The organism is Clostridium sp. CTA-6 (assembly GCF_054768115.1).
On record NZ_BAAAAU010000008.1, the window covers coordinates 219,762 to 237,313 of the forward strand.

18 protein-coding genes and 1 pseudogene are annotated in these 17,552 nt (G+C 25.7%); 1 reads left to right on the forward strand and 18 read right to left on the reverse strand.

Features of this window, described 5'->3' with window-relative positions; genetic code table 11:
* Positions 1–126: 126 nt before the first annotated feature.
* The 15 genes from ACYUDJ_RS14100 to ACYUDJ_RS14170 all read right to left on the reverse strand — a co-directional run bounded on the left by ACYUDJ_RS14100 (position 127) and on the right by ACYUDJ_RS14170 (position 13,670).
* Positions 127–1,485, reverse strand: a complete 1,359-nt coding sequence (locus tag ACYUDJ_RS14100; protein WP_043032165.1) for a glycosyltransferase family 39 protein — start codon at positions 1,483–1,485, stop codon at positions 127–129.
* 18 nt (positions 1,486–1,503) lie between these two features.
* Entirely contained in the window at positions 1,504–2,637 is a 1,134-nt protein-coding gene (locus tag ACYUDJ_RS14105) for a glycosyltransferase (protein WP_043032166.1), read from the reverse strand.
* Positions 2,638–2,643: 6 nt separating this feature from the next.
* Positions 2,644–3,465 (reverse strand): glycosyltransferase family 2 protein, encoded by an 822-nt coding sequence (locus ACYUDJ_RS14110; RefSeq protein WP_061329581.1) that lies wholly within the window; start codon positions 3,463–3,465, stop codon positions 2,644–2,646.
* 31 nt (positions 3,466–3,496) lie between these two features.
* Positions 3,497–4,738, reverse strand: coding sequence for a glycosyltransferase family 4 protein (locus tag ACYUDJ_RS14115; protein ID WP_043032168.1), 1,242 nt, complete (start codon positions 4,736–4,738; stop codon positions 3,497–3,499).
* A 24-nt stretch (positions 4,739–4,762) separates the two neighbouring features.
* Positions 4,763–6,148, reverse strand: a complete 1,386-nt coding sequence (locus ACYUDJ_RS14120) for a nucleotide sugar dehydrogenase (RefSeq protein ID WP_242867253.1) — start codon at positions 6,146–6,148, stop codon at positions 4,763–4,765.
* Between the two features lie 56 nt (positions 6,149–6,204).
* On the reverse strand, positions 6,205–6,873 hold the full coding sequence (locus ACYUDJ_RS14125) for a sugar transferase (RefSeq protein ID WP_043032169.1): 669 nt from the start codon (positions 6,871–6,873) through the stop codon (positions 6,205–6,207).
* Positions 6,874–6,999: 126 nt separating this feature from the next.
* Entirely contained in the window at positions 7,000–7,710 is a 711-nt protein-coding gene (locus ACYUDJ_RS14130; protein WP_042384548.1) for a CpsD/CapB family tyrosine-protein kinase, read from the reverse strand.
* Positions 7,711–7,728: 18 nt separating this feature from the next.
* Positions 7,729–8,502: a tyrosine-protein phosphatase gene (locus ACYUDJ_RS14135; protein ID WP_043032170.1), complete on the reverse strand. Its 774-nt coding sequence runs from the start codon at positions 8,500–8,502 to the stop codon at positions 7,729–7,731.
* Between the two features lie 11 nt (positions 8,503–8,513).
* The gene (locus tag ACYUDJ_RS14140) at positions 8,514–9,191 is read right to left on the reverse strand and encodes a YveK family protein (protein ID WP_042384545.1); all 678 of its coding nucleotides are present in this window, start codon (positions 9,189–9,191) and stop codon (positions 8,514–8,516) included.
* Positions 9,192–9,224: 33 nt separating this feature from the next.
* Positions 9,225–10,187, reverse strand: a complete 963-nt coding sequence (locus tag ACYUDJ_RS14145) for an LCP family protein (protein WP_043032171.1) — start codon at positions 10,185–10,187, stop codon at positions 9,225–9,227.
* A 612-nt stretch (positions 10,188–10,799) separates the two neighbouring features.
* Positions 10,800–10,976, reverse strand: a complete 177-nt coding sequence (locus ACYUDJ_RS14150) for a YjfB family protein (RefSeq protein WP_043032172.1) — start codon at positions 10,974–10,976, stop codon at positions 10,800–10,802.
* 128 nt (positions 10,977–11,104) lie between these two features.
* A complete protein-coding gene (locus tag ACYUDJ_RS14155; protein ID WP_043032173.1) occupies positions 11,105–11,278 on the reverse strand; it encodes a Spo0E family sporulation regulatory protein-aspartic acid phosphatase in 174 nt (57 codons plus the stop codon).
* A gap of 118 nt (positions 11,279–11,396) precedes the next feature.
* A complete protein-coding gene (locus tag ACYUDJ_RS14160; protein ID WP_003495072.1) occupies positions 11,397–11,564 on the reverse strand; it encodes an aspartyl-phosphate phosphatase Spo0E family protein in 168 nt (55 codons plus the stop codon).
* A 359-nt stretch (positions 11,565–11,923) separates the two neighbouring features.
* Positions 11,924–12,772: a methyl-accepting chemotaxis protein gene (locus ACYUDJ_RS14165; RefSeq protein WP_460289650.1), complete on the reverse strand. Its 849-nt coding sequence runs from the start codon at positions 12,770–12,772 to the stop codon at positions 11,924–11,926.
* A gap of 76 nt (positions 12,773–12,848) precedes the next feature.
* Positions 12,849–13,670, reverse strand: a complete 822-nt coding sequence (locus tag ACYUDJ_RS14170) for a flagellin (RefSeq protein WP_043032175.1) — start codon at positions 13,668–13,670, stop codon at positions 12,849–12,851.
* Between the two features lie 99 nt (positions 13,671–13,769).
* On the opposite strand from ACYUDJ_RS14170, the pseudogene ACYUDJ_RS14175 reads away from it, so the two are divergent.
* Positions 13,770–13,913: pseudogene (locus tag ACYUDJ_RS14175) on the forward strand (IS5/IS1182 family transposase); the annotation flags it as partial.
* Between the two features lie 119 nt (positions 13,914–14,032).
* Here the strand turns inward: ACYUDJ_RS14175 and fliB are convergent.
* The 3 genes from fliB to ACYUDJ_RS14190 are packed head-to-tail and all read right to left on the reverse strand — an operon-like array spanning position 14,033 to position 17,075.
* The gene (gene fliB, locus ACYUDJ_RS14180; protein WP_043032176.1) at positions 14,033–15,274 is read right to left on the reverse strand and encodes a flagellin lysine-N-methylase; all 1,242 of its coding nucleotides are present in this window, start codon (positions 15,272–15,274) and stop codon (positions 14,033–14,035) included.
* Positions 15,275–15,323: 49 nt separating this feature from the next.
* The gene (locus ACYUDJ_RS14185) at positions 15,324–15,827 is read right to left on the reverse strand and encodes a hypothetical protein (RefSeq protein WP_043032177.1); all 504 of its coding nucleotides are present in this window, start codon (positions 15,825–15,827) and stop codon (positions 15,324–15,326) included.
* Between the two features lie 24 nt (positions 15,828–15,851).
* Positions 15,852–17,075 (reverse strand): motility associated factor glycosyltransferase family protein, encoded by a 1,224-nt coding sequence (locus ACYUDJ_RS14190; RefSeq protein WP_043032178.1) that lies wholly within the window; start codon positions 17,073–17,075, stop codon positions 15,852–15,854.
* Positions 17,076–17,552 lie beyond the last annotated feature (477 nt).

Genomic DNA, 17,552 nt, shown 5'->3' on the forward strand with positions numbered 1-17,552 from the left:
CACTATTAATCACTAATCCATTTTATAAATTGACTAATAAATTTTATCCAATGCAAATAAATATGTAGTAAAATATTCATATTAGACTTTATTAACTTTTAATAATCTCTAAAAAATATATTCTAATTAATTAACTATATATAATAATATAATTACTACATAAAATATATATTGAACTAGTAATAAACTTCTCACTCTAGAACTCATTTCCATAATATTTTTTAATAAACAGCAAAATATTATTATATTTGCCCAAATCCAACATATATATAGTCTTGGTACAATACCTGTAAAAATAAAAAAAACTATTCCCCCACTCAATATACAAAAAATAAAACTAAATAATATAAAGTGATTTGTTTTCTTGTCATTTTTCTTTGTAAATATAACAAGAAATGTAGGTAGTATAAATATAGAAATAAATATAGGTGTCATTAAATTCAAAACATTACCTATGTATGTATGAAAACTACCAATAAGTTTTCCACCAAAAAATATATAATAAATACTCCAAAATATGAACTTAATAGGAGATGATATTTTTTCTGGATTCCATCTTTCTAAACTATCAGCATTTAAAATTAAGTCTTTCCCCAAAAAACCATATCCTAATTTATATGTAACTCCCCCAACAACCAATATAGATAATATAAGTATAAAACTTACTGCAATCAATCTTTTTAAGTTTAATTTTCCCATAATATAATAAATTAACAAAGAAATAGCTAACATTATTCCTATATATACTCTCATATAAGTTATTATTGCTATACTAATTAAAATTTTAAACCAAATTAGCCAATTCTTTTTATCTGTATTTTTATTAATAATAACCAAGTATGAAACATATACTATAAATAGATATACTAAGTTATCTCTCATCAAACTGATATTCACCAATAAAAATCCTGGAAAAAAGTTCATTAGGATTACCGCTAGTCTACTATATTTGCTTGTTAAAAATTCATTTGATATTTTATACAAAAGATATATAGCTACTATAGAAAATTGATATTTTATTACTATTAATAGAATTAAGTTATCTCCAAATAAAATTCTTAAAGCTGCATTCCATATAACAAAAAAGTTGTAATATCCATAAAAAGCTTCGCCTTTTAATACATTACCTTTTATCCAATCCACAAATTGCCCATTCATCCATAAATCAGCTAAATGCTTAGATTCATAATAATAATTCCAAGTATCAAGATATTTAGAATCACCTACAACTCCATAAACTAATCCGTCTGAAAACCCTAACCTTATAGATGTGTAATAATTAAAATATATCAGTGCTATATTAATTATTACAATAACACTACTTACTAACTTAAATTTCGAATCTTTTATTTTAAATTTTATATTTAGAATAATTAGTAATATAAAACTAGATAAAATGATTAAAATATTTTGGATCAGATTGATTCTAACTAAACTACATAATATTAAAATAAATATATATAGCATATATATTACTTTGTTCATTATTAAACTCCTCAATAATTATATAAGTTCCTTTATTTTTTCGAATCTTTTATTCCAAGTATTTTCCCTTGAAAATCTAATATTTCTTTGTCTATCCTTATCTTTGTTTTTGATAGCTTGTTTGATATAATTAACAAACTTTTCATAGCTATCAGCAATATATGCAGGGCTATTTATATACTTAACTTCTTTTAAATTAGTTGATACTACATTAAGTCCTAAACTCATATATTCATATAGTTTTATTGGTGAAACAGAATTAGTTAATTCATTTACCTCAAAAGGTATCAACGCTACGTCACTATAATATATATAGTTAGGTATTTCCTTGTAATTTTTTTTACCAAGTATATGTACATTTTTACTATCATTTAGTATACTTAAGTCTTTATTTATCGGTCCTATTAAATAAAAATCTATCTCTTTTAATTTATCAGAACAGTATTTTATTAACTCTACATCAAACCAATGCCCTATGGCCCCAACATATATACATCTAAAGTTATCCTTATTAAATAATTTAGGTTTATTGTATGTACTTCTTATAAAATTATCTAGTTCTACACCATTAGGTAAATATTTAATATTGGATCTAACATTATTTTTTTTATCTATTAAATTTTTAGATATTGCAAATACTTCATCTGACTTATTCAACAATTCTTTTTCAATAATATTTATAGATTCAGGAAACCCCCCTATTTTGCAATAGTCATCTGGTAACCTAGTAATCATTTTTTTGTATTCTACTACGTTCGATAACCAATATTGTTTAGGATTTGATACCCACAAAATATCCACTTTATCAAATCCTATTTTTAATAAAGATTTTTTTATATTTGGAGTAATATATTTTTCAAAATTTAAAACTGTATTAGCATTTTTACAAAACAAATGATTCCCATATAATTTCCAAGCATGTGGTGCAAATCCATATATATTTTTATCTAATTTATGTATAATTGGCTTTGATAAAGCTTTTCTTTTTAAATAAACTTCTTTATTTTTTATATACATAAGAATATTCCATGGACAAGATATCCATAACACTTCATATCCATTTTGTGAAAATAATTTAGCATAATGATAATTACCTAATTTATTACTTTGATCATCATACTCCATGAAATCCGCAAATATTATTTTCTTCATATAAAATCACCTTTGTTTTCTTAGTTTTATAATTAGTATTCTTCTTAAATATTTTATCAATGAAAAAGTTACTATAACAAAATATAATATAATATTAATTTTTTTATTATATTTATAATTTTCTCTTCGTAATTCTTTAAAGTTTTTCAGTTCGCACTTTTCTGTTTCTATTAAATTTCTAGATAAACCACCTTGTCCAAATTCATTCTTATATAGGTTAACTAAGGGCAATTGAATTTTACCACCTTTATACTTTCTAATAATTTTCAAATATAATAATGTGTCTTCTGCATATTTTTGATCTTCATTAAATCCACCAAATTCTAATAGTGCACTTTTTTTTACAATCACACTAGGTGTAGAAAAATAGTTCTTAAATAACCTAGAATAAAAATTAACCTCCTTAAATTTGCATAAATTTTTACTCTTTATTATATTCCCACTATCTTCAACTATTTTATGATCACAACCTAATATAAATATATCTTGTCTGATTTCTATAAAATCCATTTGTATTTTTAGCTTATTTTTATCCCATGAATCATCAGAATCTAAAAAGGCTATATATTTCCCTATTGATTGTTTAATTCCTAGATTTCTTGCTTTACTAGGTCCAGAGTTTTTTTGATGTAAATTTTTTATTTGATATTGGGAATTATTTTTTATAAAGCTACCTACAACCTTATAAGAATTATCAGTTGAACCATCATCTATTAATATTATTTCAAAATTCTTATATACTTGATTTATAACTGAATTTAATGCTCTTATAATAGTTCTTTCACTATTATAATAAGGAATAATAACGCTAACGCTTGCTTTATTCATATAAAATTAACTCCTAATAAATATTCATATCTTAGTTCCAAAATTTATCGTATATATTTATAGTATTGCTACATATAAAACTCCAACTATATTTAACTTCTACAAATTCTCTTGCTTTTTCACATATTTTTATATTGTTATATACCCCGCTAGAAACATCTTTAATAATCTGGGCTAATTTTTCTTCATCTTCTGGTTCAACCAAAAATCCAGTTTCAGTATTTTGTATTATTTGTGGAAAACCACCTACATTAGTTCCTATTATTATTTTCCCACATGCCATACCTTCTAATGCAGATAAACTTATAGCTTCCATTAAAGAAGGAATCGCTACTATATCAGACATTTTTATAAGTTCATTCATTATTTTATAATCTATATTTCCTTGTAAATAAACATATTCTCTTAAAGATTTATTTTTAATTATATTTAAAATTTCATCTCTATATTCGGGATAATCCAAATAGTCATTTCCAGCGAATACAAATGAAATATTATGAATATTATATTTATTAATTAAAATATCTATAGCTTTAACTAAGTAAATAACTCCCTTAGTAGGAGCCCATCTTCTAGGACATATTACTACTACCCTATCTTTAGGAATATTATATTTATCTCTTAAATTATTTTTTTCTATTTCTGTAACAGGCAAAAATTTTTCAACATCAACACCATTGCTTAAAAAAGAATATGTATTTTCATTTCTAATATCTTTAAAATCAGCTAACTCATTGCTTGGTGCAATTATAAATTTAAAGTGACTTGTTAATTTCTTTATAATTAAATTAGAAAAAGGTAATTTTTTTAGAAATAAAAATTCTCCTGTATGATTAGTAAATATAATATTATATTTTTTTGATAATTTTTTTGATAATTTGATACTGGATATAAAGTCGTGCTGATGCAATATAAACTTACCAGGCCTTTCTAATTCAATATCTTTTAAAATATATTCATATACATCATTAGAAAACTTATTATAATAACACTTCCTCTTATATCCATTAAAAAATCCAAATAAATTTTGTTTTGATTTACTCTTATATTTTAAATATTTTCGTTCATCCTCATTATTACCAACAGTTATCCTATGGACTTCTATCCCCTCTAAATCATAAATATCATTCTTTCCTAAGTTAATTACTGGATTTATAATCTTAACTATTATATCCTTTTTAACTAACTCCTTTGAAAGATTATATACATGGTTTTCAACTCCACCAATTGAAGGATAAAATAAACTAGTTATCATATATACTATTTTTTTCAATTTATTTCACCACTATTCTATAAACTATATTTTCCATAGTTCAATACCATACTTTTTAGCCTGAATCTTATCTATAACATTTTTCGTATCAATACATATAGGCCTTTCCTTCATTATTTTTGCTATATGCTCACAATCAGTAAAATCAATCTCATGTTGCTTTGTAAGTACCATTACTGCATCTGCATCCTTCAAGGATTCATCCTGGGTCCCAACTTTAAAATCATAATGTGTTGGTACTACTGGATCAAAAGCTGCAACATCCGCTCCCTTATTTATTAATATTCTACATATATCTATCGGTGGGCTTATTCTATCATCGTTAGAGTAATCCTTCATAGCTAGTCCTAAAACTGATATCTTACATCCTCTTATATTTTTACCTTGTTTATATAATAATTCTTCAACTTTATTTGCTATAAATTCAGGTAATACATCATTTTTTTCTCTAGCAAGTTTTAAAAGAGGCATATCTACACACATCTTTTCTGCTTTAGGTGCTATGTAATGGTATGCATTAGGTATGCAATATCCTCCCACCCCTGGTCCTGGAGTTAAAAGATCAACTCTTTTATGAGTATTAGCTAAATTTATAACTTCAAATATATCTATACCAAATGTTTCTGTAAACCTTGCAAATTCTTGAGACATAGCTATATTTACATCCCTCTGAACATTTTCAAATACCTTTGAAGTTTCTACTACTTTTATACAGCTTGCTGGTATTACATCAGCTTTACATACTATACTCAATACATCAATAGCTCTTTTTAAACTTTTCTTATTTACAGCTCCAACTAAGGTAGGCATATTTGCAAATTCATCAAAAGCTTTTCCTTCTGCTATTCTTTCTGAAGCATAAGCTAAATAAAAATCTTCCCCTGCTTTCATTCCTGATTCTTTTTCTAATATTGGCATACAAAATTCTTCTGTAGTTCCTGGAATAACAGTACTTCTTATAATAATTAAATCATCTTTTTTTAAATTTTTTCCTATAATTTTGCAAACACTTTCTAAATGATCCATTATATAATCTCCATTTTTTATGGGAATTCCTACTGTTACTATTATATTATTACACTGTCTAACAGCCATATCTGCATCTATAGTGATTTTATATCTTTTATCTTCAAGCTGCATTTGTAGAACTTCTTCTATAGTAACTTCATAAAATTTTTCTGTATGATACGTTTTGCCACAATTAATTTCATGAACTAGACTTTCTTCTACATCTACTCCTATGGTATTACATCCTCTAAATGCAAAACTTAATGCTAGTGGTAATCCTACAAAGCCTTGACCAAATACACATATATTTTTATTCATAGAATATTCCGGTATATTTTCATTAAATCGTTCCATAAATTCCTCTTTACTTTCTATCTCCTTTGGCTTTATTAATAATTCCATACCTTTACTTGTCCTCCTTTGTACCTTGAATTCCTGTAGCATATCTTTTTTAAATTCTAACTAGCATTATCATCACCGAATAATACTCCAACTGTTTTAAAAATAAGTTTTATATCTTCCCAGGTATTTCTCTTTCTTATGTACTTAATATCTAGTTCTATCCAATCTTCAAAATCTATATTGTTCCGCCCCATAACTTGCCAATAACAGGTAAGACCAGGCTTTGCCAAAAATTTATTTTTTTGATAATCTGTAAATTTTATAACCTCTCTTGGAAGATTAGGCCTTGGTCCTACTAATGACATTTCTCCCTTTAATACATTAAATAATTGTGGTAATTCATCTATGCTTGTCTTCCTTATAAATCTACCTATTTTAGTAATTCTAGGATCATCCTTCATTTTAAACATAGGACCTGACATTTCATTTTTATCCTTTAACTTATATAACTTTTCTTCTGCATCTATCACCATAGATCTAAACTTATACATGTTAAAGACTTGTTCATTTTTCCCTACTCTTTCTTGAATAAAAAATACAGGCCCCTTAGAATCTAACTTTATTGCTATAGCAGTTATTATTAATATAGGACTTAACAGTATTAATCCAATTATAGAACCTAATAAATCTATAATCTTTTTTATAACAAAATACATTATAGTTTTAGAATATTCATTTTTATATTCTGTTTGGACTTCTTCTAAATTTTTGTGTATTTCACCCATTTCTTCACCGCCTATTTAAAATTTATCCAAAATTATTTAAAATAAAGCAGTAATACATTCATAATTACTACAAAGTGCTATTGAGCATATATCTAAGCTCATACAAATATCTCTTTACTACTATTGTTATTTTTTATTTCTTTTCTTCTTCTCTCCATCTTCTTCATAATAATAATTATAATACCTATATCCATTCCCAAATTCTGTGTCCACTTTATTTAATACTACCCCTATTATTTTTGCATTAACTTTTTCTAAAAGTTGCTTTGCTCTTATGGCTAATTCTCTTTCAACCTGGCCAGATGCTGTAACTAATATCCCTCCGTCAGAATATTGGGATACTAATTGAGCATCTGTTACTACTCCTACCGGCGGAGTATCTAATATTATATAATCATAGTGTTTTTTACTGGTTTCTATGAAATTATTCATTTTTCTAGAAGATAATAGTTCTGAGGGATTAGGTGGTTTCACCCCCGAAGTCAAAATATGTAAATTTTCTACACTACTTTGTTGTATAACCCCATCTATTGAATTGTCTTCTATTAGTAAATTAGATAGTCCCCTTATATTAGATAGCTTAAATAATTTATGTACATTAGGTTTTCTAAGGTCACAATCTACCAAAATAGTTTTAGCTCCATTTTGTGCCATGGTTATAGCTAAGTTTGCTGATGTTGTAGATTTTCCCTCTCCAGGAGTAGAACTAGTTACAAAAATTACACTTATTTTTTCATCAAAGGATGAAAATTGTATATTAGTCCTTAAAATTCTATAGGATTCTGATATTGGTGACTTTGGATCTTTTATAGTTATCAACTCTAATTTTTTATTCAACTTGTAATCACTCCAATGTTAAATTATATTTTTAAGAAAACTAAAAATATTTTTTTTCTTCTGTATTTTTCTACAATCTGTAACTACATATTTATTTTCAAGAAGATTATTTGAATTTATAATTATTTCATTATATAAGGACTTATCCATAGTTTCTATAATTTTAACTCCCTTATTAATATTTGGATTTCTCACATTTAAGCTATGAGCATCTGAACCTATAAAATTACATATTCTATTTTTTATAAGTTCCTTTGATATTTTTTCAGATTCTTTTCCAAATACACCCAATAAACTCCCTGCATTTATTTGAAATAGATAACCTTCTTCTATAAGTTTATTTATATTAGAAATATCTTCATGAATAAATTTATATCTTTCTGGATGAGCTATTATAGGATTTATGCCTCTTATTTTTAATTCATAAAGTACATCCATATAATAATCTTCCCAAGTAGTCATAGGAAATTCCACTAGCATATAAGATGTATTATTTATAGTGCCTATATATCCTTTTTCATAAAGCTCTACAGTTTTTCTGTGTATAAGAACCTCTTGACCTGAAAATATTTCTATATTTATATTGTTTTCTTTAGCTATTTTATTTAAATAATCCACCTTTTTCTTTACGCTAGAATATTTTTCCTCATATTTTCCCACATAATAATGAGGCGTAGCTATTATTCTTTTTGTTCCACTTTCTTCTGCGACTTTAAGCATCTTTAAAGAATAATCTAAATCTTTCGCACCATCGTCTATGGATGCTATTATATGACTATGAATATCTATCATATAACCTCTCCTTATTTCATTTTAGGTATTACAGCTATTACTGGAAGCCCCAGATATTTATCTATATCATTTTCTGTTTTTATAGTTTTATCCATATATTCCTGTATAAAAGCCATTCCTGAAGATATTAAGAACCCCATAAATAAAGCTATAGCTATATTAAATATTTTTTTTGGTTTTATAGGCTTTTCTGGTATTACTGGCTTGTCTAATAATTCTATAGTGTTGCTAGGATATATTTTTTTACTTTGAGCTATAAACTCATCACAAACTATAGTAAGCGCTTTATATGCAAATTCTGCATCTTTATCTTGTATTTTCAAGTCTAGAATTTGGGTATCCTGTTGAGGCATTACATTTAGTTTGCTTTGCAATCCCTCTGGTTCTAATCTGCCTGTTTTAGCTACTACATTTTCTGCTAAAGTTCTTGAATTGGCTATTTGAGCATAGGTTTTAACTAATTTTTGATACATCATAACATCATTATAATTATTTTTATTTTCAGCTTTTTCTTCTGCAGCTTTCCCTATAACTACACTGGCCCTTACCTCATAAGTAGGTGAAATAATAAAAAAATTTAAAATAGCGACCACTATTCCGCATAATAGTGTTATTATTACAATTAATTTTCTTTTCCTTTTTAATACATTAAAAATCTCCTGTATATCTAAGGTTACTTCTTCATTCATTTTAATGCTTTCCTCCATATCTAAATATAATAATTAGTTAGGTTTTATATCTTCAAATATATATTTATGTATTTGATTTATAGTTTTTTCTTCATTAAATAATAAATAGTAAACACCATCTATAAGCTTCCCTTGGCAATAATCATCTAATGGAAATCTTTGTTGTTCTATGTTATCTATACCTAAAGCAAAAGCTGAGGTTCCCATTTTCATTATTTCTGTAGAAGAAAAACTGCTTTCTACATTTGGAAGTAGGGCACTTACTACTTTAGGGAACTCTGTAGGTCCTAATTTTTTCACCTTATTCATAATAGCTGTTAGAACTATTCTTTGTCTTTCTGTTCTTTCATAATCTCCACCACTAGTGTACCTTATTCTTGCATAAGCCACTGCTTGCATACCATTTAAATTTTGAAGCCCTGGCTTTTGCACTTCTTGTACACTCTTACCTTGAATTTTTGCAGTTTCTTGCATATAAATATTTATATATTTTATTTCATCAGATCTTACAGGTATTTCTACCCCACCAACAGTATCTATTATTTTTTCTAATTCATAAAAATCCACTGCTACAAAATTTCTAATATTTAGTTTAAAGGTAGAATTTATAGTCTTTATAGCTAGCTCTGGGCCCCCATAAGCATAAGCATGATTTAATTTTGTTTTCCCATGACCATCTATATCCACATATGAATCTCTCATTATAGATGATACTTTAACTTTTTTATGCTTCTTATCTAAAGAAATTATCATTATAGCATCAGATCTTGAAGGCTCATCTTTTTTTCTTCTATCTAAGCCGAAAAATGCTATATTTATTACATCATCCCCATATTGATCTGCTTTTTTATCTATCTTTAACTGTTGGTCATTTTTCGATATAGATACTTTTTTAACTGCTGATAACTGACTATAAACATATAATGTTCCTATTACTGTTGTAAGTACAATTACTGTTACTATAGACAATATCCATTTCTTTTTTTTATTTTCCATACAATATCTCCCTTCAAAATATGGTTATACAAAATAATAATATTTGTATAAAAATTAATTTTTAGAAAATAGTAAAATGCTACAGATCCTTTTATAGAAATTTCAACAGATTAAATTAAGTTTAATGCAATCCATTTATCGACAAAATTATCATAATCATTACAATTTATCGACAATATTTTATTTATATTTTATTTATCGACAAAATATTCTTGTATTTTATATAATAATTAATATTACATTAAAATACCTGGTTTTGCAATTATTTTATTTTTTGGTACTTCACATGTTTTCCAATGCAATTTATGCTTTTTTTCATATTTTTAAAGTATTTTGGAAATAATTTAATATATATACCATAAAATTTTTTCTTCATTCAGTAATAAATTTAATATTAAATAAAAAAAATCTAAGCTTTATTTGAAGTAAATAACTCCTAAAAAGCTTAGAATTTTTTATCTTACCTTTGTATAGTTAATATATATACTTATTTTTAACAAAAGACGTTAAAATTGTTAACTGATAGATTAATATTAAAAATAAATAATCCTTAATATTAATACTCAAGTTAATATTAAGGACCATTTTAAATATATGTTAAATTAACACTCTTTATCCTCTCAAATCTACATTTTGCCCTATATTGGGATTCACTGATTCTTTTATCATTTCTGTCATTTGAACAGCATTTTCTTTTGCTGTATTCATAGTAATTTTCATTAAAGATAATGAAACCGCCTGTGCAAGTTTACCTTGATTTAATGACATGGATAATCCTCCTATATCCATACTATCACCCCTTTAATTATATTTTATATATAAATCTTTTAAATTCATATATAATGGCAATTATATCATATTTTATACTGTTATACTTTATAATATCGTGGATCTTCATTGAAAATATAGTATTAAATTTAATCTTCTTTTCCAAATTTCATATATTCTAAAATAAGCTCATCCATTTTTCTACTAACATTAAGTATCTTTTCTTTATCTCTTTCTTCATCTTCTAAAGTTATGCTAACTTCATATAGAGCTTGTCTTACCATATCCATTTGTTCACATAAAGATTCTTTACTATATTTCAAAATCATCTCCCCATTCTTTTTAATATATTATAAAAAACAATCTATTTACTGTATTCTTATTATATCTATTTTTTCAATATAGTATTTTAAATTTTTATTAAAACAATGAATCTAATATTTATTTATACTCACATTTCATATATTGTACTATTAATTCATCCATCTCCCTACTTAAATTTAATATTTTTTCCTCATCCCTATCCTTTTCTTCTAATGTAACACTTATTTTATATAAGTCCTGTCTTAATTGACTCATTTGTTTAAACAAATGTTCTTTAGTTTTCAATTGTCCCCCACTCTCCCATATATTGAAAATAAAATAAAAATTAGCTAATATTATAAATATCGTTAGTGTAACAAAAACTTTTATATATAAATTATAAATTTTTGTTAAATTATAAATAAAAATGTAAATATTATATATAATTACTTTGTTTTGTATAGTTTCATAAATTTTAATTTTAAATTTACTTTATTTTCCATTAGAGTAGTTGATATTATTTTTTAGGGAACTACAACAAATATTTTTTAAAATTCACATTTTATATTAATAAATTTTATATTTTATTTCAAATAAAAAAGCAATGAAATATAAGATTAAAATAGTCCCCAACTTTTATTACGTGGGGACTTTGTTATAATCTTTTATTTATATTTTTCTACAAATTCTTGTAAGTTTTTAATCGTTTCATTAAGGGTTTCTATTCTTGATAAAATTTCCTCTGTAGAAGCTGCTTGTTCTTCACTAATAGCTCCTACACTTCCTATGGTATTATTAATTTCATTTACACTATTATTCATCTCATCTAATATTTTTTCGATATTTTTAACAGCTTCCTGAGATTGATCTGATAATTTTCTAACCTGTCCTGCAACTACTGCAAATCCACGACCTGATTCCCCTGCTCTTGCAGCCTCTATGGCTGCATTAAGTCCTAATAAATTAGTTTGAGTGGCAATACCCTTTATAAATTCTAGAATTTCAGAAGTATCATTTCTCTTATTATTTAATTCTTCTACCATTAAAATAGCATTTTGACCTGATTTTGCCAAACTTTCCGCTGCCTCTGATACCTGAGCAGTATTTTCAGTTACCTGTTTAACATTCTCCACTAATTTTTGAACATTTTCTACTAACTGATTATTATTATCAAAATCTATTCCTGAACTAAGGGTACCTATAACTTCATTGTTTACGCCATAAATAGGAGTGAATATTGTTTTTATAGCTCTGCCATACACTTCCTTTTGAATATTATCATAGATTTCTTTTTTATACTTAATACATTCCTCTATGGTTTTTATACCCTTTATAGGCTTTCCTTCTGGTAAATCTAGTTCAAATTCTTTAGCTCTATGATAACCAACATATTTTTCTAAATCCGTAAGACCTACCACCATATCCTCATGAATAATTTTATTTATGTAAGGTAGTACTAATTTAAAAGCTGCTAATATTTCTTCATTACTTTGAAATCTCCTATTTTCACCCATTTCTATTCTCCCCTTTTTTGTTTAGGTTTGTTTTTAACTAACAGGATTTCTTATATTTTGTATATATTTTCAATATCTATAGGAGCGATTTACTTATTATTGTATTTATCCCTTGGGTAGTTTGTCTTGCTGCTACTAGCATAGATTTATTGTAACTTATAAGCACATCATCTCTAACAGATTTCATAAGAGCTGTTGCCATATCTACATCTTCAATTCTAGACAAAGAAGAAGTTAAATTGGTACCAGAGTTACTTACATTATTAAAGTCATGTTGAAGATTATTTAGATGATTACCTAGTTCCACTCTATTTTTTATAACTGTATTCAACGCATCTTTAATCTTTCCAATAGATTCATTAGAATTAGATGCAGTATTTATATTTATACTATCTATGCCTAAAGCTTGTAAAGAATTATTAGTTAGAGTTAAATCATAACTAGCATAAGGGTTATCTCTTGTTTGAATAATTAATGTTTTATCTTCATTTAAGAGCTTTATTCCGTTGAACTCTGTGCCTTTTGCTATGGTATCTATATTTTCCTTTAGCTCATTAAACTCTTCTCCTATAGCCTGCCTATCATTATCTGTTAAAGTTCCACTAGAAGCTTGCACTGATAATTCCTTCATTCTATGAAGAGTTTTAGTTATTTCATCCATAGCACCATCTGATATTTGAACCATAGAAATTCCATCTTGTATGTTTTTTTCTGCTCTATTTAGCCCTCTTACCTGAGCTTTTAAGCTTTCACTTATGGATAACCCCCCAGCATCATCTGCTGCTCTATTTATTCTTTTTCCAGAAGATAATTTTTCTATAAACTGGTTTTTAGATGTTTTATTCTTTGTTAATTTTGCAAATGAATTCAAGAGAGATCCATTACTACTAACAAACATCTCTCCACCTCCCTGTTATTTTTTCTAGGCTTCCCTGCCTTCCACATATATCATACTTATTATCGTATAATATTCGCTAAAACTTAATTCAAATTTTAAAAAGGATTTTTTTACCTAGATTATAGAACTGTTGATGGAAAATATAATACTATTACTGATGTTCATATAGCTACTGAAAATATAAATGATGTAGATTCATATGTTGAAAGAATGGAAACTGAAATAAAAAAATTATACTCTAACGTATTTAAACATAAAATACGCCCCAACAGATGTATCTTATTTATTCTCTTAATCTAATTTTTGTGATATTTTATCTTTCATGTAATTTTATTTTTTCCTTAAGTAATAGTTACCTTTTATCAATTTTTAACAAGAATAGACATATACGCTAAGCTATCATATCCATTATATTTTAGTAATTGTATAACTCCTTGAATATATTGATTGCTATGCAATACTACCTTAGATAAAGATTGAATTAACTTAAGGGTAAGCTCATCATTTAACCCTTTATGATATCCTGCCATACCAATCATTTGAAGCTTTACAATTCCATAAAGTATACAAAGTAATATATAAGAATCCCATATGTTTTTATAATCTCCAAAAGGCATCATTTCTTTAAAATATTCATTTACTAAATAATTTTCTAGTATATATTCCTTATCTTCTAAATAAGGAGTGAGATATTCTTTATAATTAGTTTCATATTTTTCTATGATGTTTTCTAACTTTTCTCCTTCTATATCTCCCATTCCTAGAACAGTCTCCTTTAGGCATTCTAAATATCTTTCATTTGCTACTCCTTGTAATACTTTTTTATCAATCATTGCCTTTGCTAGTTTAATTTGAATTTCAGTTCTTATAGGTACTTTTTTTAGTTCTTCTTGAAAAGCTCCAGATTCAATTAAATTATTCATAGTTTTCAATATGCTATGTAAATTCTGTATTTTTTCCTCCCTATAAAACTTCTCTATTTTTTTATAAACAATTCCTAGAATAATTAATCTTTCTCCTAAATCATAATTTCTATTTTGAAGTAAGTTTAAACTAAAGATTCTAATATCCCAAAAATATCTTTGCGGTTTGTTGTAAAAAGGATGGCCTTGAGTATCAAAGCTACTATAAAGTATAATTCTTGCATTGCCATCTTCTTCTATATGTTCAAATCCTATACCATCAGGATTGAGTAATGCTAATTTAGCTACTTCTGGGCAAGACATAGTTAAACTTCTTTCCAATTTTCCATCTATTTTTCTCACACTTCTTGGATAAAATGTACAAGTATCAGAAAGATAACTTTGTCCTAAGTTAATATAACCTTTACATAGATTTTTTTCATTTAGAAAGGGACATCTTCCCTTTGAGTCCATTATAATATTACCATAAGCTTCATCACTTTTTTGATTATGTTTACGATTAACCATTTTTTTAATTATAGGTTTTAATTCAGAATTCTTTATTTTTTTATAAGCTAAATAGGTCTTTTTATCTAAATCTACTTTCCAGCCAATACAACAGCTGTCTTCACAGGCTGAACCAATACAGTTGAAGCTTTTTACGTATTCCGGTTGTAAAACAATTCTTTTTCTTTCTGTCATAGATCAACCCCCTTATTTATATTCTACTTTAGTTACTAATACTCTTAATCTAATTTTGTAGTACTTTAACTTCTATATAATTTTGTTCTATACTTTTTAAAATTTTCTCTTTATCGCTATTATGTTTTTTATTCTTATTTAATATTTCTCTTAAGTTAATAAAACTATTTCTCATATCTCTGGTGTATAATATCAACTCACTAGAGGTATCCTTATAATTTTTGTTTAAGGCAGCCTCTATAGAATTTAAGGCTATAATTGAATCATCTATTAGGTTTTCTATTTCTTTTGCTTTTTCTTTATTGTCTATGTTTACTTTTAAATAATCTATAGATTCACCTAAAGTATCCCAAAGATCTGAAATATGATCTTTTACATTATAACCTTCTTCTTTGTGATTGTTTTGTTTAGTATTATACTTATTATTTACTTTAGGGTATGCTATATATTTTATATCTTTTTTAAAATTTTTTATATTAATAGTTAGGGTGGTAGAAAAAAAGATTAAAGTTATAATTAAAGATATTCTTTCTTTTACAGAAATTTTTTTCATATACTACTCCTGTTTAAATTAATTTTATAATAGATCTTTTAAATCCTTTTCTATAGTTCCTTTTATTTTAGATCCCTTACTTGAATTAATGAATTTTATATTTTTATTTTTTTCTATAAGCTTTTCTATACCCTTTTTAAACTCTAACATACCAGAGGTAGTATTTAAATAAGTTCCGTCTACCCCTAATACCTTTTCATAAAAATTGCTTTCTTTTATACTTTCATTATCTCCAGCATGAAATTTATTATCTATAAAAGCCATATCTTGTCCACAGAGTATTATTTTATGCCCTCCAGCTTTTATAGCTAAGTCTATAGTTGGTATAGCTACAGTTTTACCAGTTTGCACTATAATATTCTCCTTATTATAACTACATTTCTTATTAAAAAACATATATTTAGGTCCCTTATAACCTTGCACTGCCCATCTAGAACCTGTAGATATAAAACAAAGAGGAATATCTAAATTCTCATAACCTTTTATCTGATTATATACGATTTCTCCTGGATCTAATATAGTAATTATATCTGGTTTTATACTATTCTTCATTAAAATGTCTAAAGCTCTTCCTACTGCAAATATTTTAACATGTTCTCTCTTTTCCTTTAAGGCATCTAGTTCCTTTTCTAAAGATGGACCAGCAGATGCAATTACTATAGGTTTTTTTTCTAAATTAAAAGTTTTTAAAAATTGCCCTATGGTATTATAATTATTTTTTATATTCTCCTTTTCATTTTCCTCCATAATAGGTTGAAATTTTTCTAAACTAATTTTAGCTATTTTATAACTTTTTATAGCTTCTTTAAAAGCATTATATTTATCCTCTAAAACCTTTAATAGTGGTTCATAAACTATAATATCCTCTACTAAAGAAAGTTTATTTGTAAACTCTTTATAGAATTCTTTGTTATTGCTCAATATAATTTTTACCCTATTATCCCTTTTTATCTCCTCTAAAAGCTTGTATTTATTTGCTATATCATGTATTTCTATATCTAAATCAAATAAAAATAATTCTGAATCTAAGGGCATTCTTTTTAATATCTCTTTTGCATGATAACCCAGACCTATTCCATACATAATTATATGTTTCTTATTTAAAATTAACTGTTTATTGTTTTCTATAAACTTTTCTGCATCTTTTAGGGGATAAAACTTACTATACACAAATTTATTGTTTATTTTTAAAGCATAGCTATTGTCTTTAGCTTTAATAATTTCTATTTCTCTTTTATTAGTATCCATTTTTTATTTCAATCCTCTATTTTTTATTTTTTTTAAAGTGTATCTTAATTGTTTTCTTTCTTTACAATTATCCATCATAAATTTATATAATAACTTAAATTTAAACCAGTAACTAAAAAGCTCTAATTAGTACAATTACCTTGGATTGTACTATAAGTATGATGACAATAAAAAATATTATTCTTGATGGGAATAAAATATTATCTTAACTACCTAGATTGCATACAAATATAAAAATTATATTTTCATATAATTACCTGTTAATATTATTCAATATATTCCATACTCATCTAAATTTTTAGGAGTAGCCTATTGGTATAATTCAGAAAACTTCAATTTGACAATAATAAAGAAAAGTAAAATTCGGTTTAATATCTTGGATAATATTCCATTGGTTAATTTATTGTATTTAATTTCATATGTTAAATGTTGATTGTATATATTTAGGGGGGCTAAGTGAGTTAGCAATTAGCTTTA

What these genes read in the sequence shown, in the direction of transcription:
- ACYUDJ_RS14120 (WP_242867253.1), bottom strand. Translation starts at nt 6,148, where the DNA reads ATGGAATTATTAATAAAGCCAAAGGAGATAGAAAGTAAAGAGGAATTT.
- fliB (WP_043032176.1), bottom strand. Translation starts at nt 15,274, where the DNA reads ATGACAGAAAGAAAAAGAATTGTTTTACAACCGGAATACGTAAAAAGC.
- ACYUDJ_RS14100 (WP_043032165.1), bottom strand. Translation starts at nt 1,485, where the DNA reads ATGAACAAAGTAATATATATGCTATATATATTTATTTTAATATTATGT.
- ACYUDJ_RS14145 (WP_043032171.1), bottom strand. Translation starts at nt 10,187, where the DNA reads ATGGAAAATAAAAAAAAGAAATGGATATTGTCTATAGTAACAGTAATT.
- ACYUDJ_RS14185 (WP_043032177.1), bottom strand. Translation starts at nt 15,827, where the DNA reads ATGAAAAAAATTTCTGTAAAAGAAAGAATATCTTTAATTATAACTTTA.
- ACYUDJ_RS14105 (WP_043032166.1), bottom strand. Translation starts at nt 2,637, where the DNA reads ATGAAGAAAATAATATTTGCGGATTTCATGGAGTATGATGATCAAAGT.
- ACYUDJ_RS14170 (WP_043032175.1), bottom strand. Translation starts at nt 13,670, where the DNA reads ATGTTTGTTAGTAGTAATGGATCTCTCTTGAATTCATTTGCAAAATTA.
- ACYUDJ_RS14165 (WP_460289650.1), bottom strand. Translation starts at nt 12,772, where the DNA reads ATGGGTGAAAATAGGAGATTTCAAAGTAATGAAGAAATATTAGCAGCT.
- ACYUDJ_RS14190 (WP_043032178.1), bottom strand. Translation starts at nt 17,075, where the DNA reads ATGGATACTAATAAAAGAGAAATAGAAATTATTAAAGCTAAAGACAAT.
- ACYUDJ_RS14140 (WP_042384545.1), bottom strand. Translation starts at nt 9,191, where the DNA reads ATGAATGAAGAAGTAACCTTAGATATACAGGAGATTTTTAATGTATTA.
- ACYUDJ_RS14125 (WP_043032169.1), bottom strand. Translation starts at nt 6,873, where the DNA reads ATGGGTGAAATACACAAAAATTTAGAAGAAGTCCAAACAGAATATAAA.
- ACYUDJ_RS14135 (WP_043032170.1), bottom strand. Translation starts at nt 8,502, where the DNA reads ATGATAGATATTCATAGTCATATAATAGCATCCATAGACGATGGTGCG.
- ACYUDJ_RS14110 (WP_061329581.1), bottom strand. Translation starts at nt 3,465, where the DNA reads ATGAATAAAGCAAGCGTTAGCGTTATTATTCCTTATTATAATAGTGAA.
- ACYUDJ_RS14150 (WP_043032172.1), bottom strand. Translation starts at nt 10,976, where the DNA reads ATGGATATAGGAGGATTATCCATGTCATTAAATCAAGGTAAACTTGCA.